A 21,677-nucleotide genomic window follows, 5' to 3' on the forward strand; every position below is an offset into this window, starting at 1 on the left:
CGCATGCAGATGCGCGACGGCGCTCGTCGTGCCCGCAGCGCGGACCTCATTGGACGAGCTGGTTCATTTCCATGATCGGCAACAGCACGGCCAGCACGATCAACAGCACCACGCCGCCCATGCCGAGGATCATCAGCGGTTCCAGCAGCGAGGTGAACGCCATGGCGCGCCGTTCGATCTCGCGCGAGACCGTCTGTGCGGCGCGATCGAGCATGGGCGCGAGCGCACCGGTCTTCTCGCCGCTGGCGGTCAGGTGGGTCAATACCGGCGGGAAGATCGCCTGCGCCTGCAGGGCCGCGCCCAGCGGCACGCCCTCGCGCACGCGCGCGGTGGCGTCCGCTACGCAGGCGCGCAGGCGCTCGTTGCCGAGCGTCTGCCGCGCGGCGTCCAGCGCGCGCAGCAGCGGCACGCCCGCATCCACGAGGATCGCCAGGGTGGAGGCGAAGCGTGCCGTGTTCACGCCGAGCACGAACTTCCCGAGCAGCGGCATCCGCAGCAACACGCCATCCCAGGCCAGCCGCCGGGACGGCGCGCGCAGCGAGAATCGCCACGCACCTACCATGGCGGCCATGGCCAACAGCGCCGCCCAGCCCCACTCCCGCACGAAGGCGCTCGCGGCCAGCATCGCGCGCGTCAGCAGCGGCAACGCCTGCCGGGCCTGGGTGAAGGCGGTGGCGACCTGCGGCACCACGTAGCTGAGCAGGAAGACGACGATGCCGACCGAGACCAGCGTGACCACCGCGGGGTAGACGAAGGCGGTCGTGACCTTGGCCTGCAGGGCGTTGCGCTCCTCGATGTAGTCGGCCAGCCGCTCCATCACCCGCGCCATGTCGCCGGAGTCCTCGCCGGCGCCGATCAGGGCGCGATAGATCCCGGGGAAATCGCGCGGCTGCATCGCCAGCGCATCGGCCAGACGCTGGCCGGCGCGCACCTCCGCGCGCACGGCGGTCAGCACCTGGACCAGGTGCCGGCGCTCGGCCTGCTCCAGGGTCGCGGTCAGCGCCGCTTCCAGCGGCAGGCGCGCGGCCAGCAGGCTGGCCAGCTGGCGCGTGGCCCAGGCCAGTTCGCTGCTGGACAGGCGCGGCCCGAGCATGCCGGTGCCGACATTGCGCGCGCGTGCCTCGGCCACGCTGAGCGCGGTGAGGCCGCGCTCGCGCAGGCGCGCGCGCGCGGCGCGCTGCCCGTCGGCCTCGATCGCGCCGCGCTCGATCCTGCCGGTCGCGTCGGCGGCTTCGTACTGGAATGTCGGCATGTCCTTCCCTCGCCTCCGTTCAGCCGTCGCCGGTCACCCGCAGGATCTCTTCCGGCGAGGTGATGCCGGCCGCGATCCAGCGCGCCCCGTCCTCGCGCATGCTGCGCATCCCGGCCTGCATCGCCGCGGCGCGCAGGGCCTGCTCGCCCCTGCCTTCGTGGATCAGGCGCCGCACCTCGTCGTCCACCACGAACAGCTCGTGGATGCCGGTACGGCCGCGATAGCCGGTATGGCCGCAGGCCGCGCAACCCACCGCGCGATGGACGGTGCGGCCGTCCGCGAGCAGCTCCGGCCGCTTGCAATCCGGGCACAGCCGCCGGACCAGGCGCTGCGCCAGCACGCCCAGCAGCGAGGAGGCCAGCAGGAACGGCTCCACGCCCATGTCGGTCAGGCGGGTGACCGCCGAGACGGCGTCGTTGGTGTGCAGCGACGCCAGCACGCTGTGGCCGGTCAGCGAGGACTGCACCGCGATCTGCGCCGTCTCCAGGTCGCGGATCTCGCCGATCATGATCGTGTCCGGGTCCTGGCGCAGGATCGCGCGCAGCGCGGCCGCGAAGGTCATGCCGATGCGTGCGTTGACCTGGATCTGGCCGATGCCGGGGAAGTCGTACTCGATCGGGTCCTCGGCGGTGAGCACGTTGGTCGTCGCCGTATCCAGCTGGCCCAGCGCGGCGTAGAGCGTGGTGGTCTTGCCGCTGCCGGTCGGGCCGGTGACCAGCACGATGCCGTGCGGCTGCCGGATCAGCGAAGTGAAGCGCGCCAGCGTCTCCGGCGCCATGCCCAGGCGCTCCAGCTGCAGGCGGCCGGCGTCCTTCTCGAGCAGGCGCAGCACCGCGCGCTCGCCATGGCCGGTCGGCACGGTGGAGACGCGCACGTCGATCGGGCGCCCGCCGACCCGAAGCGTGATCCGCCCGTCCTGCGGCAGGCGTTTCTCGGCGATGTCCAGGTGCGCCATGATCTTGATGCGCGAGATCAAGGCCGCATGCAGCGCCTTGCGCGGATGCACCACCTCGCGCAAGGTGCCGTCCACGCGATAGCGCACCACCGAGCGGGTCTCGAACGGTTCGATGTGCAGGTCGCTGGCGCCGTCGCGCGCGGCCTGCGCCAGCAGCGCGTTGATCATGCGGATCACCGGTGCGTCGTCCTGCGCTTCGAGCAGGTCGGTGATCTCCGGGATGTCCTGCATCAGGCGGTCGAGGTCGGCCTCGTTCTCGGCCGCCACCACCACCGAGGCGGCGTCGCCGGCATCGGCGTACGCGGCGGCGATGAGCCGCTCCAGCTCGGCATCGTCGATCCGCAGCGTGCGCAAGGTTCCCACCCTGCGCCGCACCTCGGCGATGGCCCAGCCCGGGGTCGCGGCACCGACGAGCAGTTCCGGGCCGCCGGCGGTGGAACGCAGCAAGGCGCGCTGCGCCTTCGCCCAGGCGTAGGGCAGCATCTGCAACGCCGGTGCGGCGGCGATAGCGCCCTCGCTCGCGCCTTCGGCCGGCACGAGCCCGGGGGCAGGACCCGCCGTCAGCTCCGGTTCCATGGTTCAGGGCTCCATGACCAGCTCGGGCTGGTAACCCATGCGCCGCAGCAGCGCCACGGTGGCATCCAGCCTGGCGGGATCGCGCGCGACCTGCGTACGCAACCAGTAGCGCCGGCCATCGGGCGCCGCCGCCGCATAGGCCTGCACGCCGCCGGCCTGGGCCTGCCGTGCGATCCGGTCGGCCTGTTCGCGATCGGGCGCGGATGCGAACTGCACGACCTGCATGGCGCCGTCCGCGCCATACAGCGCCTGCAGGTCGCCGGTGACCTGCGGCGCCGGTTCGCCACTCGCGGCCGCCGCCGTGGCCGACGCGCCCGTCGCGCGGGGCTGCGCACGCAGGTCGTGCGCCGCCGCGAAGGGGACGCCCGAGGGCGGCAGCAAGGGCGCCTGCATTTCCGGCAGCAGCCAATGCTTGCCCGGCTGCGCGCGTCCTTGCACCTGGCGCATGAACTCGTAGCGGTCCAGCGTGAGGCTGCGCCCCGCCTGGGTATCGCGCACCACGTGCGGGCGCAGGAAGATCATCAGGTTGGTCTTGACCCGGTTGCGGTTCTCGCTGCGGAACAGTCCCCCCAGCAATGGCAGGCGGCCCAGCCCCGGCACCGCGTCGCGGCCGCTGCTGACGTTGTCCTGCAGCAACCCGCCCAGCACCATGATCTGCCCGTCGTCCAGCAGCACGCTGGTATCCAGCGCGCGCTTGTTGGTGACGACGCCGCTGTCGCTGGACAGTTGCTGGTCGATGCTGCTGACCTCCTGGTAGATGTCCAGCTTGACCGTGCCGCCCTCGGAGATCTGCGGGCGGATGTTGAGCTTGAGGCCCACGTCCTCGCGCTCGATGGTCTGGAACGGATTGCTGCTGCCGTCGCCGCTGTTGGTGACGTAGCGGCCGGTGACGAAGGGCACCGTCTGCCCGACCATGATGCTGGCCGGTTCGTTGTCGAGCGTCATCAGGTTGGGCGTGGACAGGATGTTGGCGCCGTTGCGGCTCTGCAGCGCGTTGGCGAGCACCTTCAGGTTCAGCACCTCGCCGATGCCCGGCAGCCTGATGGTGCCGTCGAGCACGCCGATGTTGAAGCCTTCCGGCAGCACGTCGATCGTGGTGGCGCCGTTCTTGTTGATCCCGCTGCCGCCGAAGTTGGCGCCACCGAAGGTGCGGCCGTTGCCGGTCAGCCACTGGATGCCGAGCCGGCCGGTGTCGTTCTCGGTGACCTCGACGATCAGGCTCTCGACCAGTACCTGCGCACGGCGCTGGTCGAGCTGGTCGATCACCTTGCGCAGGCTGCGGTACATCGGCTCCGGCGCGGAGATGATCAGCGTGTTGGTGGTGGCGTCCGCCTGCACGGTGACGCCGCCGGCGGAGAACGCGGTGTCGGTCTGGCCGGTTCCCGACGGCGTGGCGCCGCTCGCGGTGGCCGAGGGTTGCGTGCCGCCGCGCAGGCCGCTGCCCGTGTTGCCGGCGTTGCCGTTGTTGGTGGCGTTGGCGCTGGACGACCCGGAACCGCTGTTGCCCGAGATGGCGCCGTTGGCGCCCAGCGCTTCGCGTACCGGATCGGTGCCGGCGGCCGGTGCGTCGCTCTGGCCGGTCAGCAGGCCGCGCAGCACGCCGGCCAGGTGCACCGCCTGTGCGTTGCGCAGGTACACCACCTGCAGGTTGCCGGGGTCGGTCTGGGCCTCGTCCAGCTTGCCGATCAACTCGCGCGCCAGGCGCGTGCGCGCCGGGCTGCTCGCGCGCACCACCACGCTGTTGGAACGCGGGTCGGCCACCACCAGGATGCGTTGGGTTGGATCGTTGCCCTGCTGCGAGTCGAGCAGTTGCGCGGCCAGCGCCGCCACGTCCACGGCGATGCCATGGCGCAGCTTGACCACCTCGGTATCCAGCGATACCGGCGTGTCGATGCTGGCGATGACCCGCGCGATCCGGTCGAGGTTGTCCGCGTAATCGGTGATGACCAGCGTGTTGTTGCCGGGATAGGCGGTGATGGGATTGTCCGGCGCGATCATCGGCCGCAGCACCGGCACCAGGTTGGCGGCGTTCTCGTAGTTCAGTTGGAACGTGCGGGTGACGATCTCGCCGCCGGGCCCCTTCGCGCTTCCGACCGGGCCGCCGTGCAGCTTGGCGTCGGCCTGCGGCAGCACGCGGCTGACGCCGTCCACGTCCACCACCGTATAGCCCTGCAGGCGCAGCGCGCCCAGCAGCAGTTCGTAGGCCTTGTCGTAGGAGACGGGACCGTCCGACACCAGCGTCAGCTGCCCCTTCACGCGCGGATCGATCAGGAACTGGCGCCCGGTGAAGCGCGCCGCCAGGCGCAGCACCGCGCCGATGTCGGTATCCACCAGGTTCAGCCGCACCTGGTCGTCGATCTCTTCCACCGGCTCCTTGGCCACGACCGAAGATGCGACCGCGACGAACAGGCTCAACGCGACCGCCCCGCCCCACTTCCATCCACGCATCACCGCGATTCCCCTGCCGGTGCCATGCCCAGGCGAACCCGCCCGGAGAGCACCGCGCCTTGTCCATCGTTGTTGGAGGTCCCGGCACGGGCCAGTTCCACTTCGGCCAACGCCGCGGCCAGTCGCGGCGGTTCCGCCAGCAGCCAACCGACCAGCGCCCCGGCCGGCGCCTGCGAGAACTTCAGCTCCCATGCCATCGGCGAACCGGCCTGCCCCCGCGAAGAAGCCAGTTCGTAATGCCCCGCGAGCCCGCTCGCATCGAGGCTGCGCCGGATCGCGTCCGGCATGGCAGGCGCGGCCACGGCGACTTGCCGCTCCTTCAGCACGCCATCCAGGGCCGTGGCCTGGGAGCGCAGCCGCGGCAGTTCCTCCTGCCAGTACGCGATCGACTTCAGCGCCGGCTCGACCAACACCCACCACGTGGTCACCAGCGCCACCGCAAGGCCGCCGGCCAGCAGCATCCGCTGCTCCCGCTTGGCCAGGCCGCGCCAGTAGGTTCGCAACGGGGCGATCGCATCGCGCAGGGAAGATCGCCCTGCGCCATTCGCTCCATGCAGTGCCGGCAGCAACTTCATGCCTGGCCTCCGGGCTCGTTGCCCTCGGCAGGCGCCGGCGACGCGTCTGCGCCCTGGCGAATGCGCCATCCATCGTCCGTCGCTTCGACCTGCATGCCGGCCGCCTGCGCCGCCGACGCCCAGGGTGGAGGCTCCGTCGCCTTGGGTGCACCGGGATCGCTTCTTTCCATGGACCGCAGCACGAGTTGCCCCGGGGCGTAGTGGAGCTCCTGCACCTGCCCGGCGAGGAACGGCAATGCGGTGGCGCTCGCCGTGGCCAGCGCGGTGAAGGTCGTGCCTGCGGCGGCGCCGGCGCGTTCGGCTGCGACCTGCCGGCGCGCCTGCTGCAGCGGATCGATCACGCTCGGCAGCGAAGGGAACGCCTGCATGACCCGCTGCGCCATCTGCGCGCGCAGCCGCTCGCCTTCCATCGCCAGGCGCGCGGCATACAGGTTCAATCCGCCCAGGCCGACCACGAGCGCGGCCGCGCACCAGAGCAGCGGCTTGCGCCAGCGCCCGGGCGAAGCCACGGCCGCGGTGGCCGGCACCGGCAGCGACCAGTCGGGCGCATGGCCGGACCATGCCTGTCCGGCCGGCATGGACCGGACCGGCACCGGAACGCGCCCGGGCAAGCCCTGCGGCGGCGCTCCGATCCAGTCCAGGGTGGCCGGGGCCTCGCGCTCGACGGCCGCCACCAACACCGACAGCGTCGCATCGTCCATCGCCTCGGCCGGCTGCACGAAGCCCATGTCCTCGCCACAGCGCACCACGATCCCGGCGTCCACCTTTTGCGCGGTCCACCCGTCGCCGGCGGCAGGCAGGAAGAACGGCGTGGGATAGAGCCGGTCCAGCACCAGCCCGCACGAGGCGAACACGCCGGCGGCGCGCGCCAGCGCCGTGCGCGACACCCACGCCACCGATACGCGCCCGTCGCTGCCGCGCGGGCCATGCGCCAAAGCGACCTCGCCGGGATCGTCCAGCATCAGCGCTTCGACTTCGCTACGCACCGCCGCGCGCAGGCGCGCGCCGGTCAAGGGCGGCACGGCGATGCGCACGAGGATCAGGTCGTCCGCATGCAGCACGGCCTGCACGCGGCCGCCGGGCCAGCGCTGCCCGGCTTCGGCCAAGGACCACGCTCCCTCGGCCCAGTTGCCATCGCGGCCGCGCAGTGCGCCGCACACCCGCGAACCGAGCGCCAGCGCCGCCAGTGGCGGCAATGCCAGGCGCAATGCGGCGCGGCGGCTCATGCGCCCATCCGCAGCCAGACGAGCTGGGGTTCGCGCCCGGCACGGACGCTCCGGCGCACCAGCGCCTGTACCGGCACCTGCGCGCCATCCACCGCCACCGTGCCCGATACCTGGAACCACTGGCTCACGATGGTCACGCGCAACTCGTCCACCGGCAGGTCGCGCAGGCGCAGGCGGTTGATGAAATCGCTGCGGTTGACGAACCAGCGCCCGCGGTCGCGTTCCTGCAGCACTTCGCGTGCGCGTTCCGGCGTCAGCCCGGGAACGCCGGCGCCGATCACTTCCGCACTGGCGGTGTTGCCGTTGATCCAGGTGTTCTCCGGCAACACGGTGACATACGGGCGTAGCCGCGCCAGCACGCCCGCGTCCACGCCCGCAAGCGTGCCGAGGTCGTCGAGCGTGCGCGGCAGCGGTTGCCGCGCCACGGCCAGTGCCACCGGCACGTCTGCCGGATCCGCGGCATCGCCTGCGTCCTCGCCGCCATGCGGGCGTTGCAAGGCCACGCTGGCGACCACCCGGCCGACGATCCGGTCCGCGACGTCCTGCTTCACGCCCAGCTCCCTGCACAGGCGCAGGAAGGCGGCCACCTCGTCGGCATCCACTTTTCCCGTGCGCACGAGGTTGCGCAGGTTGAACTTGCCCTGCTCGTCCTCGATCCGCAGCACCACCTCGCCGGTGGCGCGATCGGTCGAACGCACCGCGCGCAGCGGCCTGGCCCACTCGCCATCCAGCCGCGTCAACGGGTTGCGCGCCGCGTCCTCGCGCAGCACGGCCATGGCCTGCGCCACGCCGTCGCGCGCCAGCCACTGCGCCCGTACCCGCGACTGGTCGCCCTGCACCATGCGCATGAACGCGGCCTGCCGCACCGCCACGCCGGCGGCGATCACCGCCACGAGCGCGACCACGATCAGTGCGGCGACGACCGCCATGCCGCGCTGGCCGGCACGCGGCCCGCGGCATGCGCGCGAACCGGGCGTCATTGCACCGACAGGCGACGCATCACAACTGCCAGGAACCGATGTCCGCATCCGCCTTCTCCCCGCCGGCCTTGCCATCGGCACCGAGCGAGAACACGTCGATCTCGCCGTTCTGGCCCGGGTTCGAGTATTGGTACGGATGGCCCCAGGGGTCCGGCGGCAAGCGTTCCAGGTAAGGCTGCGCACCGCCGGCCGGCGGGTTCACCAGCGCCTGCAGGCCCTGCTCGTTGGTGGGATAGCGGCCGTTGTCCAGGCGATACAGCTTGAGCGCCTGCATCAGCGCGGCGATGTCCTGGCGCGCCGCCGTGGCGCGCGCCTGGTCGGGCCGGTCCATCAACCGGGGCACGATCAACGCCGCCAGGATGCCGATGATGACGACCACCACCATGATCTCGATCAGGCTGAAGCCGCGTTGCCGCGGCGCGCCGGGGCCCATGGGAATGCCGGTACGGACGATATCCATCTCACTGTCCTCGGTGCGCCAGAAAAACCCGCTCGGCGATCCTTGCAGGTGCGTGTGTCAGAACGGTAAAAAAAGGTTTGGAGAACGCGCTGCGAACGCGGCCGCGAAAGGCGCGCACGGATCGTGGCGCGTTCATGCCGCCCTGACCTCGGCGCGGCGGCCGCCTTCCGGTGCTTCCTCGCGCAGCGCGCGGGGCGTCGCGATCTCCATGTGGATGGCATGCACCAGCCCGAGTTCGGAGACGAACCGCTCCAGCGGCGCGCGCGCGAGCAAGAGCTCGATCAGCGCCCATGCATCGGGATGGCGGGACAGGCGCGCCAGTTCGCCCACGAAGCCGGGCCGGTCCACCTCGGCCTGCTCCAGGCCGACGAACCCCTCGAACAACGCGTTGTGGCGGAGCTGCTCCTGCAGGAATCGAGCGCTCTCGATGCCGTAGACGCGCTGCAGGATCAACGCGCGCAGCCGTGCGGCGATGTCCGCGTCGCCCTGCTGCTGGCCCGCGAGCGCGTGCAGCGATGCGGCGTTCTCCTGCATGCGCGCGTCGAGATGCGCGCGCAACGCCGCCAGCGGATGCCGGTCGGGAACCGGGCTCGCTCCGCGGACCGTGTTCAACCAGGTCTCGTGCGAGACGATCCACACCCAGGGCTTGCCGTAGCGGCATACCGAAACGGGAACGCGCTGGGCCGACTTCAGTATCCGCGTCAGCGAGCGATCCATCTCCAGCATCGTGACTCTGGGAAACTCGTCCATACGCGCTGCGCCCCATGTGATGGCATGGGGCCCGCCATCGCCGGCCGGGCCCCTCCCCATGAAGACGGATCGCGCCGGCCGCGAGCGACACGCAACGACGCGGCGATGCCGCCGCCGGCATCACCAGGGAAGCCGCGAACGCCAGTGCTTCATCGCATCGGCCTCCATCGCGAGACCGGAACTGCGCAGCACGTCACCAATCGGAAGCTCCTGCAGCAACAGTCCCACCAGATCGACGGCTCCTTCGTCGTCGAGCACGTTGCGCAGGCCGTCGGCCAACTGCGCGGGCTTCCAGCTTTCCAGCAGCACGCTGTCGAAGCCGACGAACCAGCCGAACAGGCGGTTGTGGACGATCTGCTCGTGCAGGAGCGCCACGCTGCCGAACGAATAGATCGCCTGCAGGACCAAGGCGCGGAACAGCGGCTCGGGCGTCGTGCCGAGCGGACTGGTACGGAACAGGCGCCTCATCAGGGCGACTTCCTGCTCCAGCACCTCGTCGACGTGCTTGCGCACCGGCACCAGCGGGTGGTCTTCCTGCGAGAAACGCAGGTGCTGGTGCTGCTGCCGCCATGTCGCGTCCGAAAGGATCCACACCCACGGCATGCCGTAGCGCGTCACCAGCAAGGGTTCGCGCCAGGCCGAATCCAGGAACGCCGACAGGCTGCGCCTGAGATCGACGGCGCTCACTTCCGACTTTCGCACTACCGGTACCTCCTTATCCGGCGCTTCGCAACCGCAGCGGCCCGCGCCGGCGGTTTCGGCGGCGACACCATGCCCGCACTGGAACGTGCCATCCACTGGAGACGTATCCCGCGCGGCGAAGACGAACGAGGGCGTTCGTCCCGCGCGCCTTCACGCCAGCAGAACGACGCCGCCGGGATAGGCGTGCACGTCCAGGTTCAATGCCAGCCGCAGCTGTTCGATCACCGCATCCGGATCGTCGACGCTGAACCGCCCGCTGACCGGCTGGCGGGCGACCTGGTCGTCGAGGATCACCACGCGGCCCGGTCGATAGCGGTTGAGCTCATCGACGACCTGCGCGAGCGCGGCCTGGCGGAACACCAGCACGCCCTGCTGCCACGCCGCCACGTCCGCCGGGTCGACCGCCACCAGCCCGCCGATCGCATCGCGCGTATACGCCACCTGCTGGCGTGCCTGCAGGTTCAGCACGTGCGGCCCTGCATGCTCGACGCGCGCCGTGCCGGCCAGGCAACTCACCTGGACCTGTTCGCCGCTGCGCCAGACATCCACGCGCGCGCCGTCGCTGTCGAGCACCACGCAGCCGTTGCCCGCACGGATGGTGAAAGGACGCGCGCCCGACAACCGGACGCCGGCGCGCCCAGCGACCAGTTCCATGGCCTGCACGGGCCCGTCGGCGACGCGCAGGCTGGTCTGGGCGTCCATCTCGACCACCGCCCGGCCCGCGAGCTGCACCTGCCGGCGCTCGCCGGTGGACGTGCGGTAGTCGGCGCGCAGTTCGTCCAGCGATGGCCACAGCCCCAGCGGCGGACGCCATGCCGCGAGCGCCACCAGGGCGGCCGGCGCGGCCAGCGCGCCACCGATGAACGCCCGCCGCCGCAACAGCGGCCCGCCCCTTCCGCGAGCCGCTCCCGGCGCCGCCAGCGGCTTCCAGTTGGCCACGTCCTGGCCGGCGCTGCCGATCTGCCGCCAGAGCCGTTGCGCCTTGGCGAACGCCGCCCGGTGCTCCTCGCTGATGGCGCACCAGGCCTTCAGGGCATCGGCGTCGGCCGCCGTGGCCTGGCCCGAGGTAAGCAGGGCGATCCAGGCATAGGCCTCCCGCTCGAGGGGGCTGACGGTACGGATCCGCTCGTCCGATGGGTTCATGGGGTTCTTCTGCGGCGCCCGGGCACGCCGGGGCCACCTGTTCGCTCGATGTCTCGCCTAACTGTAGACGGATCGAGCGCGTGCAATACGCACGAAATCTAAATGCCGAGGCGGGCCGCGATGTATTCCTGGGCGGCCTTGAGCTCCCGCTGCACCAGGCGCAGCGACACCCCGAGGCGCTCGGCCACGTCGCGCTGCTGCATGCCCTCCACGCGCACGGAGAGCAGGATCTGCCGGCGGCGCGCCGGCATGCGCTCGATGATGCCGGCCAGCGCCTCCAGTTCGAGGCGCTCCTCGGTCGACTGGGCCGGGCCGGGATTGGGGTCGGCCAGGTTCAGCAGCGAATCGATTTCCTCGGCATTGAGCAGCCGGCTGTCCGCCCGCTGCCGGTCGACCATCACGTTGAAGGCCATCCGCAGCAGGTAGGCGCGCGGGTTGCGCACCGCTTCCAGGCCGCGTTGCTCGGGGCGGGTGGCCAGGCGCAGCCAGACGTCCTGCAGGGCGTCGCTCGCCTGCTCCGTGCATCCCAGGCGGCGCGCCAGCCGTCCCCTCAGGTCGTCGTAGGCCCCGAGGAGATAGTCCCTGAGGTCCGCCGTGTCCGCCATGCCGTCAGCCATGAGCCGCTTCCTCCTCCGTGACAGGCGCCGCGTTCCGCCCACCGGGGCAATCCGCCGAACGCGCGACCGTCTTTGGCAATATCAACAAGGTCAACGGCTGCGGCATGCCGGCCGGTGGGGCCTCGAATGCCGTTGCCGAAATCGTCTCCACGAGGGCCGCATCGAGCGAGGGGTCGCGGGTGGTGTCGAGCAGCTTCACGCGCCGCGGGCGGCCGTCGCCGCCGATGTCCAGTTGGATCGCCGCCCGGTAGTCGCCGGGAGCGAGCCGCGCGTCCTGGCAGAACCTGCGGCGCAGGTTCGCTTGCGCGCTGCCGTAGTAGGCGATGTACGCCGGAGGCGTCCGGGCGGGCGCAACGCTGCGCACCGGCGCCGACGCCGTGGGCAGCAGCACGACCCGATCCGGTCCGGAATGCCGGGGCATCAGCCCGGTTCCGTCGATCAGCATGCGCAGCCCCGCATCCGGGGTGAACCGCCCCTTGACCGCCCTGGAAGTCCTCCCTTGCGCCAACGCGCCCTGGTAGAGGACCGACCACCCGGTCAAGCTGCTGTAGCGCTCCAGCGCCACCTGCAACGGCAAAGCCTGGATATCGAACTCCACGGTGCCCTCGGCATCCGCCCCGGACACGGCCACAACATCCCCCCCTGTCGACTGCCCTCCCGTTGCCCCGGACGCATTCGCGCAAGCCAACCCGCACGCCAGGACCAGCGAGCCCATGCAAGCTTGCGCAACGTACGTCCTGACCACATTCACCTCGTGGAACGCCTGGCGTTGCATCGCATCGCAACCCCAGGCCCCACACTCGACATCCATCGGATGGCCGGGCGACCACCGCCGGCAATGGCGGTGCCCCCCGCTCCTCGTCGACAACCTAGCAAGCCCAGGTTGCACTTTTGCGACATTCCTACCTCGGGAATATCGCGATGGCGTTCCCGGAACCTGTTCATGCTGCCCAGGGCCACGCCGACGCCCATGAACAACGCCAGGCGGTTGCTGTCGCCCGTGATCTTGCCGTTGCTTGCGCTTTCCGTCTTTGATTCACCGCGGCCCTATCCGCGACGGCCCCGGAGCGCGTAGCGCGCAAGGCGCGGGGACCCGGGGGCGTGACTTCTTGGGGCGAAAGCCCTTGCTTCCGAAGCAAGAAGCAAAAAGCTGAAACAACGTCCCCGATTCCCGCCTTCGCGGGAGCGACGACCATGAAGACCATGAGGCTCCGCCCGTACCCTCGCCCGCCCTCGGGCACCTTCTCCCGAAGGGGAAGGAAGCCTGCATCGCCTGATCAGACAGCACCGGCAAGGCCCGTCGGGACTGGAGTCCCTCCACAAGGAACAACACGAGGGCTCAGTCCCCATCCATCGGACCGAAGATCGGCAGGCAGCAATCAACTAGGACGTGGAATCGGGCCCGTCCTTGCGCTCCCTGACGATGCGATAGCTCTGGAAGCCCTTCCGCGGCGTGAACCGGCCGCTGTCGCCGGTGATGGCGTAACGGATCGCAGCGCCCAATGCGACCGGGGACGAGCATCCCCAGCCGCGCGCTTTCCGGTAGGCCTTCTGGAAGTCCCGCATGAACATGCTTTCTCGCTGAAGACAGCTCTCCAGGGCAGTTCCGGCGACCTTACCCCAGCCACATGACTATCTGGTATCGCCTGCCGCGGCCGGCACGGGTTCCAGTGCGATGGGCAGCGCGGCGATCTTCGCATCCAGCCCGGCGACCACCTCCGCGGTCAGGTCGTTGCTCAGGTTGCCGCCCAGTACGCTGCCGCGGTCCAGCAGCAAACCGCACTTGTGCCTGGCATAGACCTGCGCGATGACCGGCTGCGCCTCGTCGGAGATGCGTTGCATCGCCTTGAGCCGCGTGGCTTCGATCTGGCGGCCCCGCTCGGCGGCCTTCTGGCGCAGCGCGTTGAACTTCTGCATCGCGGCGCGCTGCTGTTCGTTCAACTGCGATTCCTGCAAGCCCGGCCGGCGCAGGCCCAGGCGCTCCATCTCCTGGTCGAGCGCGGCCTGCTCGCCGCCGATCTCCGTCTGCGCGGTCCGGGTGAACTGCTGCAGCTTCTCGTTGGCGCTCTTGCCGACCTTGGCATTGGCGAACACCGCCTCGCGACTCAACAGGCATACACCGGGCACCGCGCTGCCGCCCAGCGAGGTGGCGCTTTCCTGGGCCAGGCCCGGCAAGGGCAGCGATGCCGCGGCCGGCAGCGCCAAGGCCATCCAGAGGCTGATCTTCTTCATTCCGGCAAATCTCCTGGCAATACGCGAATCATCGGAAACGAGGCGGGACCGTCAGTCCGGCAGCAGGTCGGCAAAGCCGGCCAGTGAGAGCAGGTGCGCGTTCACCAACGCCAGCCATCCCTTGCGGTGCCATTCGACGACGACCTGCTCGGGCAGCTTCTCGAACGCTTCGGCCGACACCACCGAGAATCCCGTCAGCGTGGTCCGGCCGCCCTGCGGCGAGGCGATGCTGGCGGTACGCTCGAGCAACAGGCCGTTCTGCTCCAATGCGCCGACGAACGCCTGCGTGGCGGCGCTCTCGCGGGTGAACGCGTCGCAGAACTGCAAGGCTTGCTGGGTGATCGCGGCAGGCTTGCCGTCCTCGAACAGCGGCGCCCCCTCGCTTCCGTCCTTGACCACCATCGCGGACTCGGCGTCGATCGCCAGCGCGTAGTCGCCCTCGTTCATCTGCGCGAACACGAACGGATAGCGTCGCACGTAGGCCGGCACGTACGCGCCGGCCTGCCATGCGCCGTCCTTGACGAACCGGTTGCTCCGCTCCAGCCCGAGCACGGCCACCGGCATGCGCTCGGCGCCGGCGAAGACCAGCGGATAGTGGCGCGCGGCCGCGGCGAACTCGCCGGCCATGACCGGTACCGAGTTCGCGCCGGCCGCGAAATCCACGCCCGCGGGCCGGATCCGCCATGCCCCGTGGATCGCGGCGTTCAACAGTTCCGGCCGCCGATAGAACAGCGGCGCGGCCTGGGCGTGGCGTTCGCTCGTTTCCGCGGCCTGCGGCGCCGCGTTCCCTGCTTCCGTACCGGTTCCTGCTTTTGCGAGATCGTTCATCCCTACTCCGTTTCCGATGTGTTTTCCGGAGCGGTCACGGGCGACCGGCTCCGTGGCCGTCCGCCAGCGCCATCTTGAGCAGGCGGCGTTTCCTGGGCTGGACGGCCTCGATGGATTTTTGCACTTCCTCCCTCGGCAGGCCGGCGCGATCCAGCACCAGTTGCACGAGTTGCCGCGACAGCTCCGAATCCTCCTGTGCCTTCCACACCCGCGCGGGGATGAAGAACGCGACCGGGATGCCGTCCCGGGTCACCACCATGGGACGGTCGCCCGACATCAGGATCTCGCCCAGCTTGCTCGCCAGGCGCCTGAGGCTGATGACTCTCTCTTGCGTGCGCATCGATGTTTCTCCCTGTATATCGATCGGCCTTCAACGCCGGCCACGCGCCCCCTTTAGAACTTGGCATTGACCTCCAGCTGGAACACGTCGATCGACAGCGGCGGGCCGAACACTTCCTTGGCCGCGAACCAGCTGCCGGTCACCCAGACGCGCTTGCCGAACAGGTACGAAGCGCCCAGGTAGTAGCCCTTGGCATTGGTGCCGCCCAGGTGGAAGTCGGAATCGTTGAACGCATCGACCACCGCGTCCGGATCGACCCGGCGATAGCCGAGCCAGGCGTTCCAGTCGCCGATGGCGCCCGGCTGCAGCACGCCGAAGGTCGCCTGGAACTGGTAGGCCGTGTCGCCGCTCTTGATGTCGGCCGACGACGGCTGGCCGTCGGCAGCCGCGGCGAGATTGGTGACGATACCGCCCTGCGCCCGTTCCCACATCTGCCTGGGATCGTAGGCCAGGTTCTTGATCCAGTTGCCGTCCAGCTGCAGGCCGTAGCCGCCGAACGCCGGCAGCGTGTAGCGCAGGTTGACGTCGAGCAGCTCGAACTCGGAGGCCAGGCCCACGTACTGCGGCTGCGGCGTATTGGCCGGATCGGCGGGATCCAGCGCGATGTTGCGCAACAGCATCAGCGTGTTGCCCTTCTGCATGAACGCCGGGCGCGTCCAGTCGGTGCTGCAGTAGTCGGCGCCCGCGTACAGCGCGCAGGGCTCGGACAGGCGGCCGTTGACGCGGCGGAAGTCGTAGTAGGCCAGCGCGCCGCGCAGGCGATGCGCGTCCGAGAACGCCCATTCCGCGCCCACCTGCAAGCCGTTGAGCCACTTGTCGCGGCTCTTCTGCTTGTTCGTGCTGGTGCTGGGGAAGCCGTCGGAGGAGTACTCCAGCGGGGTCATGCCCAGGGTCGCGAACAGCGAGAGATCGTCGCCGGCGAACTTGTCGGCATACTGGAACGCGATGCCGTCGAAGTTCAGGTCGTTGGAGAACAGCGTCTCGGTGGACCAGTACGGATTGTCGAAACGTCCGCCGACCACGCGCAGCCAGTCCACCGGCTTCCAGGCGAGCCACACCTGGTCGATCCAGGCGTCCTTCTTGTCCAGTCCGCCGCCCAGCGTCTGCGTGGTCGAGACCGGCCCGTTGTCGTTGCCGGTGGCGAGGCGGATGCCGGCCTCGGTATTGCCGCCCAGGTCGGCGGCGATGCCGATGCGGCCGCGGATGCGCCAGGAGTTGTTGCGGTCCTGGCGCGTATTGCGCAGCGGCGGCAACCGCAGGTTGGTATTGGAATTGACGTCGTAGCCGGAGCCGTTGTTGATCGCCGGCCAATCGACCTCGATGACGCTGTTGCGGTCGGAGTACAGGCGCGACTCGTTGCGCACGCGCACGTCGCCCTGCACGCGGATGCGCTGGGTCCATTCCGGCACGGCGTCCGGCGCGGCCCAGCGCTCGTCCTTGGCCTGCGCCAGCACCTCGGCCTTCACTTCCTCGCGGATCTCGTCGCGCACGGTCTGCGGGATGTACGGCACGCGCACGTCGCCCGGCTGCGCCTGCACCGCTGCGGCCGCCGCCGGGGCCTGCGCACGCTCCTCGCGCTGGGCTTCCTGCAGCAGCAGCTGGCCGGCCTCGGGCTTGAGCGCGCCGCTGTCGATGAGGCTGCGGATCAGCTTGACCATCGTGCTTTCGTGCCCGGCCGCCTGCTGCGCCTGGACGTTGCCTGCCGCCAGCGCCAGTCCGAGCGCTGCCACCAGCGCGGTGCGCTTGGCGGGACCGGGGATCGTGTGGAGTCCTGCACTTTTCATCGGGTGTTCTCGCAAGAGGAAATTCATCGGAAGGCGGAGATGCCGCGGTTCATCCGGCCGGGCGGCGCCCCTGCACCAGCACGCGCGCGGGGAACGGCAGCGACGCGGGCGGCCGCTCGTCGACCTTCCCGTAGTTGCGCAAGGCCTCGAGCACGGCCTGGTCGGCTTCCTGGTTGCCGCTGCCACGCACCAGCTCGACCCGGCTGATCGTGCCGTCGGATTCGAGCCAGACATCGAGCTGCAACTGGAACGCCAGCCGGCGCACGCGCTCGTCGCGCGCGATGGCCTGCTGCAACGCGTAGCCCAGGTAGCGCCCGTAGCTCGCGTTGCCGGCGCCGCCGGGGCCCGCGCCGACGGAGCCGCCGCCGCTGCCCTTCTGGATGCCGAAGCTGTCGCTGCCGGCCTGCGCATCGGCGTCCATCGTCACCGGATCGGAGGTATCCGGCGTCGGCGCCTCCTCGGTGGGCTTGGGCACCTCTTCCAGCGGCTCCGGTTCCGGCATGGTCTCTTCCGGCTTCGGTTCCGGCTCGGGCTCCGGTTCGGGTTCCGGCGGCGGGGGCGGTGGCGGCGGCAACGCCAGCATCGGCATGTCGGGCACCTGGCGCTTGGTGGTCGCGGTGTCCTTGAACAGCAGATACCAGAGCAGCGCCCCCAGCGCGGCCAGCAGCAGGACCATGCCCGCCGCCGGCCGCCACCATCCGGCCGGCTTGCGCGGCGATCCCGTCGGGTTGGAGGATTCGGAATTCACGCCCGGTCACCCTTGCGGCTTGCCGGTGACCAACCCGACCTGGCTCAGCTCGATCCGCCGCAGCAGGTCCAGCACTTCCACCACGCGCGCGTACTGCACCTGCGCGTCGCCGCGCACGATCACCGGGAAATCGGCATTGACCGCCTTCTCCTGGCGCAGCCGGTCCTCCAGCTCGGGCAACGTGACCGGGTACGCGTCCAGGAACACCTGCCCGGCGTTGTCGATGGTGATCGCCTTGGTCTTGGGTTTCTCCAGCGGCGTGCTGGAGCTGGCCTTGGGCAGGTTCACCTCCAGCCCCGGTATCGTCGCGTTGCTGGTCAGGATGAAGATCACCAGGACCACCAGCAGCACGTCGACGAAAGGCGTCACGTTGATGCCCTTCTCGCGCTTCTTGATGCCGAATGCCCGCTTGGCCATGGCGCGTCCTCAGGCCTGGGCCGAAGGCGCGACGGCGCCGAGCGTGCCGTCCTCGGACTCTTCCGCCAGCCGCGCGGCGAATTCGTCCACGAACACCGCCATGTCCGCCGAGATCGACTCCGAGCGGGCCGACAGCCAGTTGTAGCCGAACAAGGCCGGGATCGCGACGCCCAGGCCGGCGGCGGTGCACAACAGCGCCGCCGCCATGCCGGGCGCCACCGAGTTGATGTCGACCGCGCCGGCCATCGCCGCCACCGCGAACACCAGCATGATGCCGATGACCGTGCCGAACAGGCCGACATAGGGCGCGCCCTCGATCGTCGTCGAAAGCCAGTTCATGCGCTTGGCCATGCGCTCGGTCTCGCGGATCACTTCCGCGTCCAGCGAAGCGCGGATCGCGCCGATCGCCGAATCGGACAGCCGCAGGCTGCCGGTATGCGCCTGCCGCCCCTTCACTTCCTCGATCGCGATCCGGTACAGCTTCCACAGCGTCGAGCGCTGCAGGATCTCCGGGCTGATCCGGCCGGCGCCGGCCATGTCGTTCAAGCGCGTGATGGAGTCGCCGGAGACCTTGCGGTACTGCTCGGTGAAGGCTTCGTTGGCCTTGTCCACGCTGCCGAAATACCGGCTCTTGGCGATCATGATCGCCCACGAGACCAGGAACATCAGGAACAGCACGACCACCACGACCCAGGCGTCCACCGGCATCGACTTGAGGATGAAGCCGAAATGGCTCACGCCCGCCGACTGCTCGTCCTCGCCGAACGCGAGCAGCCGCGAATCGCCGCCCTGCGACAGCGCATCGGCCTGGATGAGGGCCGCCGGGCGCGCCGCCTTGGAAATGCGCACCTCGTCGATCGCGCCCGCGAACGGGGCGCCCGGCACGATGGCGCTGGCGCCGTCGGCGGCCGCCGGCGCCGGGGCATCGCCGCCGATGTAGGTGTCGGTATTGAGCGCAGGCAACGCGGCGGGCAGGCGCGCCGCCTCGCGGCCGCCGACGTACAGCAGCACCTGGCCGTTGCCGGCGGCCAGCGCCAGCGCCGCAGGCTGTCCGGCGGCGAGCGCGCTGCCCGCCGCGGCGCGCGCCCCGTTCACCTCGACGAACGGCGTGCCGTTGTCCAGCCCCACCCGCAGCGAACCCGCCCCGTCGCGGCGCGCGTAGATCACCTGGTTGGGCGCCAGTTGCTCGGGCTTGATCCAGGCCGAGAACGTGAACGCGCCGCCTTCGGCGATCGCCAGCGACGGCGAAGCCGGCACCACCATCGCCTCGCCGCCCAGCTTCAGGCCGCGGCCGATGGCCACGCCATCGGCGCGCGGCAGCGCGTTGCGCGCGTTGTTGGCATAGGCCGTGGTGTCGCGCGCCGCGCCCTCCTGCTCGGCGAAGTGGTAGACCGCACTGTAGTCCGGGTCGAACGCCTGCTGGCCGCTGCCGCCGGCCGGCGCCTTGTCGTTGCCGTAGTACATCCAGATCGTCTGCGCCGGGCCCGGCCCGACCGCCGGCACGTCGACCCAGATCAGCGCCATGCCCAGGCCCGGGTCGAACTGCTCGATCTGGTGGTTCAACACGGTGCGGCCGTCCGCCCCGACGAAGCGGATGTCGCTGCCGTCCGGCGCGACGCCGTCGAAGGCGAAGTTGCCGGCATGCAGGCGCACCAGCACCGGCATCCTCCCGGCACCGGCGGCCAGCCCCGCGCTGCCCGCATCGAGCGTGATCGGCTTGCGGTATTTCCAGTCGGATTGCCACCACGAGGTGTCTGCGCTGGCCGCGCCGGACATCGCGATACCCAGCAGGAGCAACAGTGCGGTCAAGAGACGTTGCATGGACGGAGTTCTCCAGATAGAGCGTGGAAGTCGGGAATCAGAAGCTGGTGCCGACGCTGAAATGCAGCCGGTGCGCGCCCTTGGTCGTGGTCGGGCCGTCGGTCAGCGGATAGCCGTAGTCGAGGCGGACGTTGACGTGGTCGTAGAGCCGGAAGTTGCTGCCGACGCCGATCGAGCCCAGCGAGAACTCGTCGTCCTGCTCGGGCAAGGGATCGCGCAGCTTGAGCCAGGCGCCGTCGAGGTAGGCGTACAGGCGCCAGTCCTGCAGGCCCCACAATCCCAGCGGCCGGGTGCGCCATTCGATCGAGCCGATCGCGCCGTAGTCGCCCAGCGCCTCGGCCGAGCGATAGCCGCGCACGGTGTACATGCCGCCGGCGGCGAACTGCTCGCCCGACACCAGCGGGATGTCGCTCACCTGCGCGGACAGGCGCGCATACCACTGCGCCCCGCTTTCCAGGGTCAGCGTGTCGTTGAGATCGGCCTTCACCGCGACGAAGCTCGGGTCGGCCCTGTAGCGCGCCCAGTCGAACGCGTCCGCATCGCTGCCGTAGCCGAGGAAGTTGCGGGTGCCGAACACGACCTGCAGGCCGGTGCCGAGCTGGTTCTTCTCGCCCTGCATGAAGCCGCTGTAGCCCACCGTGATCGGCGCGTACTTCAGGGGCACGTACTGGGTTTCCTGGTCGAGCATGCCGACCCCTTCCTTGCGGTCCTTGAACGCCACGCCCACGGAGAACTGGTGCCACCAGGCCCCGGACATGGCCAGGGTGCGGCTGAGCTTCACGCCCAGTTCGTGGCCGCGGCCGGTGACGTTGGTGTTGCCTTCGGTCAGCACGTCGCTGTCGGAGGTGTAGCCGGAGAACTCCAGCGTCCAGTCCGGGCTGCCCAGCGGCAGCGCATAGGAGCCCGACCACACCTTGGCTTCGTCCAGGTCCTCCGGCGCGGCGAAGAAGGTCAGCGAGGCCACGTGTTCCTTCTGCCACAGGTTGTCGTTGCCGACGCTCACCACCGAGCGCAGCGCGGAGGTGTCGGCGCTGTGGTCGTTGTTGACCGACGCGCTGAAGCGCCAGGGCGATTCGTCCTCGACCTTCAGCTGCACGTCCATCGTGCCGGCCTGCCCGCCCTGCTTCACCAGCGGGATCACCTGCCGCTTGGCGGTACGGTTCAGCCGGGTCAGCTCCTGCTGGGCGCGGTTGAAATCCGGGACCTCGCCGGCGCGCAGCGACGGCACGCGCTCGCGCAGCGCTTCCGGATCGTTGTGCTTGGCGCCCACGACCTCGACCTGCCCCAGCCTGGTCTCGGTCACCTGCAGGAAGACCACGCCACCGGTGACCTGCTGCTCGGGCAGATCGACGTAGACCGATTGGTAGCCGCGCTCCTGGTAGGCCGCCTGCAGTGCGGCGCGCGCGGCTTCCACGTCTTCCAGGGTCCGGCCCGGGCCGAGGTACGGGGTGACGGCGCGCTCGATCGAGCGTGCGTCGAGCACGCTGTTGCCGCGCACGATGTACTCGTTGATGGTGACCTTGCGCGTGTCCGTGCCGCTCCCTTCGCCGGAAGGCGCGGACGCGGGCGCTTCCGCCTGTTGGGCATGGACCGCGGCCGAGCACATCGCCAGCATCAGGCCGGTAGCCAGCGCCGAGGCGGCCGGCCTTATCTTTTTTACGGACATCAGGCAGTTATCCGGATAACGAAAACGATGGTCGGCAGGCAACCGGTGGAGGTTGTGCCGCGTCCTTACTTAGGACGGATTCAGTTATCCGAAACCGCACACATTTTTTGCGCCGTCGTGCCCACCCGGGGCCGGTAGCAGGCGTACGTTTCCGAGT

Annotated in this window: 20 protein-coding genes; all 20 read right to left on the reverse strand. The window is 70.1% G+C overall.

The genetic code is table 11. The features are described from left to right. Positions 1 to 46 precede the first annotated feature (46 nt). The 20 genes from gspF to FD678_RS00615 all read right to left on the reverse strand — a co-directional run bounded on the left by gspF (position 47) and on the right by FD678_RS00615 (position 21,469). Positions 47 to 1,252: a type II secretion system inner membrane protein GspF gene (gspF, locus tag FD678_RS00520; protein WP_140718661.1), complete on the reverse strand. Its 1,206-nt coding sequence runs from the start codon at positions 1,250 to 1,252 to the stop codon at positions 47 to 49. Positions 1,253 to 1,271: 19 nt separating this feature from the next. Next, positions 1,272 to 2,696: a type II secretion system ATPase GspE gene (gene gspE, locus FD678_RS00525; RefSeq protein WP_177497563.1), complete on the reverse strand. Its 1,425-nt coding sequence runs from the start codon at positions 2,694 to 2,696 to the stop codon at positions 1,272 to 1,274. A gap of 90 nt (positions 2,697 to 2,786) precedes the next feature. Next, positions 2,787 to 5,231, reverse strand: coding sequence for a type II secretion system secretin GspD (gene gspD, locus FD678_RS00530; protein ID WP_140718663.1), 2,445 nt, complete (start codon positions 5,229 to 5,231; stop codon positions 2,787 to 2,789). Beyond that, positions 5,231 to 5,806: a type II secretion system protein GspM gene (gene gspM, locus FD678_RS20510; protein WP_177497479.1), complete on the reverse strand. Its 576-nt coding sequence runs from the start codon at positions 5,804 to 5,806 to the stop codon at positions 5,231 to 5,233. The genes gspD and gspM overlap by 1 nt, the downstream gene beginning before the upstream one ends. Next, on the reverse strand, positions 5,803 to 7,032 hold the full coding sequence (gene gspL, locus FD678_RS00540) for a type II secretion system protein GspL (protein WP_140718665.1): 1,230 nt from the start codon (positions 7,030 to 7,032) through the stop codon (positions 5,803 to 5,805). Before gspL ends, gspM begins: the two co-directional genes overlap by 4 nt. Continuing rightward, on the reverse strand, positions 7,029 to 8,012 hold the full coding sequence (gspK, locus tag FD678_RS00545; protein ID WP_140718666.1) for a type II secretion system minor pseudopilin GspK: 984 nt from the start codon (positions 8,010 to 8,012) through the stop codon (positions 7,029 to 7,031). The genes gspL and gspK overlap by 4 nt, the downstream gene beginning before the upstream one ends. 19 nt (positions 8,013 to 8,031) lie before the next feature. After that, a complete protein-coding gene (gspG, locus tag FD678_RS00550; protein ID WP_372237516.1) occupies positions 8,032 to 8,472 on the reverse strand; it encodes a type II secretion system major pseudopilin GspG in 441 nt (146 codons plus the stop codon). A gap of 132 nt (positions 8,473 to 8,604) precedes the next feature. Then, positions 8,605 to 9,198, reverse strand: a complete 594-nt coding sequence (locus FD678_RS00555) for a transposase (protein WP_177497481.1) — start codon at positions 9,196 to 9,198, stop codon at positions 8,605 to 8,607. A 144-nt stretch (positions 9,199 to 9,342) separates the two neighbouring features. Continuing rightward, positions 9,343 to 9,909, reverse strand: a complete 567-nt coding sequence (locus tag FD678_RS00560; protein ID WP_140718668.1) for a transposase — start codon at positions 9,907 to 9,909, stop codon at positions 9,343 to 9,345. 165 nt (positions 9,910 to 10,074) lie between these two features. Further along, complete coding sequence (locus FD678_RS00565; protein WP_140718669.1) at positions 10,075 to 11,067, reverse strand: FecR family protein; 993 nt, start codon at positions 11,065 to 11,067, stop codon at positions 10,075 to 10,077. A gap of 98 nt (positions 11,068 to 11,165) precedes the next feature. Further along, positions 11,166 to 11,684: an RNA polymerase sigma factor gene (locus FD678_RS00570; protein ID WP_140718670.1), complete on the reverse strand. Its 519-nt coding sequence runs from the start codon at positions 11,682 to 11,684 to the stop codon at positions 11,166 to 11,168. Continuing rightward, entirely contained in the window at positions 11,677 to 12,315 is a 639-nt protein-coding gene (locus FD678_RS00575; RefSeq protein ID WP_177497483.1) for a hypothetical protein, read from the reverse strand. Before FD678_RS00575 ends, FD678_RS00570 begins: the two co-directional genes overlap by 8 nt. Before the next feature lie 1,001 nt (positions 12,316 to 13,316). After that, the gene (locus tag FD678_RS00580; protein WP_140718672.1) at positions 13,317 to 13,916 is read right to left on the reverse strand and encodes an OmpH family outer membrane protein; all 600 of its coding nucleotides are present in this window, start codon (positions 13,914 to 13,916) and stop codon (positions 13,317 to 13,319) included. Between the two features lie 51 nt (positions 13,917 to 13,967). Continuing rightward, on the reverse strand, positions 13,968 to 14,744 hold the full coding sequence (locus FD678_RS00585; RefSeq protein ID WP_140718673.1) for a SapC family protein: 777 nt from the start codon (positions 14,742 to 14,744) through the stop codon (positions 13,968 to 13,970). A gap of 34 nt (positions 14,745 to 14,778) precedes the next feature. Next, positions 14,779 to 15,084, reverse strand: coding sequence for a hypothetical protein (locus FD678_RS00590; RefSeq protein ID WP_140718674.1), 306 nt, complete (start codon positions 15,082 to 15,084; stop codon positions 14,779 to 14,781). Between the two features lie 53 nt (positions 15,085 to 15,137). Then, positions 15,138 to 16,868 carry a putative porin gene (locus FD678_RS00595; RefSeq protein WP_140718675.1) on the reverse strand — a complete coding sequence of 577 codons (1,731 nt, stop codon included), beginning with the start codon at positions 16,866 to 16,868 and terminating at the stop codon, positions 15,138 to 15,140. A gap of 49 nt (positions 16,869 to 16,917) precedes the next feature. Further along, positions 16,918 to 17,616: a TonB family protein gene (locus FD678_RS00600; protein WP_256661821.1), complete on the reverse strand. Its 699-nt coding sequence runs from the start codon at positions 17,614 to 17,616 to the stop codon at positions 16,918 to 16,920. Between the two features lie 6 nt (positions 17,617 to 17,622). Next, positions 17,623 to 18,033, reverse strand: a complete 411-nt coding sequence (locus FD678_RS00605; RefSeq protein WP_140718676.1) for an ExbD/TolR family protein — start codon at positions 18,031 to 18,033, stop codon at positions 17,623 to 17,625. 9 nt (positions 18,034 to 18,042) lie between these two features. Then, positions 18,043 to 19,854, reverse strand: coding sequence for a MotA/TolQ/ExbB proton channel family protein (locus FD678_RS00610; protein ID WP_140718677.1), 1,812 nt, complete (start codon positions 19,852 to 19,854; stop codon positions 18,043 to 18,045). A 37-nt stretch (positions 19,855 to 19,891) separates the two neighbouring features. Next, on the reverse strand, positions 19,892 to 21,469 hold the full coding sequence (locus tag FD678_RS00615) for a ShlB/FhaC/HecB family hemolysin secretion/activation protein (protein ID WP_372237519.1): 1,578 nt from the start codon (positions 21,467 to 21,469) through the stop codon (positions 19,892 to 19,894). Positions 21,470 to 21,677: the final 208 nt, after the last annotated feature.

Source organism: Pseudomonas sp. Hp2 (assembly GCF_006386585.1).
Taxonomy (GTDB): Bacteria; Pseudomonadota; Gammaproteobacteria; order Xanthomonadales; family Xanthomonadaceae; genus Pseudomonas_S; species Pseudomonas_S boreopolis.

Coding starts and splice junctions, on each gene's coding strand:
- FD678_RS00590 (WP_140718674.1), bottom strand. CDS start 15,084: ATGCGCACGCAAGAGAGAGTCATCAGCCTCAGGCGCCTGGCGAGCAAG.
- gspD (WP_140718663.1), bottom strand. CDS start 5,231: ATGCGTGGATGGAAGTGGGGCGGGGCGGTCGCGTTGAGCCTGTTCGTC.
- FD678_RS00585 (WP_140718673.1), bottom strand. CDS start 14,744: ATGAACGATCTCGCAAAAGCAGGAACCGGTACGGAAGCAGGGAACGCG.
- FD678_RS00615 (WP_372237519.1), bottom strand. CDS start 21,469: ATGCTGGCGATGTGCTCGGCCGCGGTCCATGCCCAACAGGCGGAAGCG.
- gspK (WP_140718666.1), bottom strand. CDS start 8,012: ATGACGCCCGGTTCGCGCGCATGCCGCGGGCCGCGTGCCGGCCAGCGC.
- gspM (WP_177497479.1), bottom strand. CDS start 5,806: ATGAAGTTGCTGCCGGCACTGCATGGAGCGAATGGCGCAGGGCGATCT.
- gspF (WP_140718661.1), bottom strand. CDS start 1,252: ATGCCGACATTCCAGTACGAAGCCGCCGACGCGACCGGCAGGATCGAG.
- FD678_RS00565 (WP_140718669.1), bottom strand. CDS start 11,067: ATGAACCCATCGGACGAGCGGATCCGTACCGTCAGCCCCCTCGAGCGG.
- gspL (WP_140718665.1), bottom strand. CDS start 7,032: ATGAGCCGCCGCGCCGCATTGCGCCTGGCATTGCCGCCACTGGCGGCG.
- FD678_RS00570 (WP_140718670.1), bottom strand. CDS start 11,684: ATGGCTGACGGCATGGCGGACACGGCGGACCTCAGGGACTATCTCCTC.
- FD678_RS00555 (WP_177497481.1), bottom strand. CDS start 9,198: ATGCTGGAGATGGATCGCTCGCTGACGCGGATACTGAAGTCGGCCCAG.
- FD678_RS00610 (WP_140718677.1), bottom strand. CDS start 19,854: ATGCAACGTCTCTTGACCGCACTGTTGCTCCTGCTGGGTATCGCGATG.
- FD678_RS00595 (WP_140718675.1), bottom strand. CDS start 16,868: ATGAAAAGTGCAGGACTCCACACGATCCCCGGTCCCGCCAAGCGCACC.
- FD678_RS00580 (WP_140718672.1), bottom strand. CDS start 13,916: ATGAAGAAGATCAGCCTCTGGATGGCCTTGGCGCTGCCGGCCGCGGCA.
- FD678_RS00605 (WP_140718676.1), bottom strand. CDS start 18,033: ATGGCCAAGCGGGCATTCGGCATCAAGAAGCGCGAGAAGGGCATCAAC.
- gspG (WP_372237516.1), bottom strand. CDS start 8,472: ATGGATATCGTCCGTACCGGCATTCCCATGGGCCCCGGCGCGCCGCGG.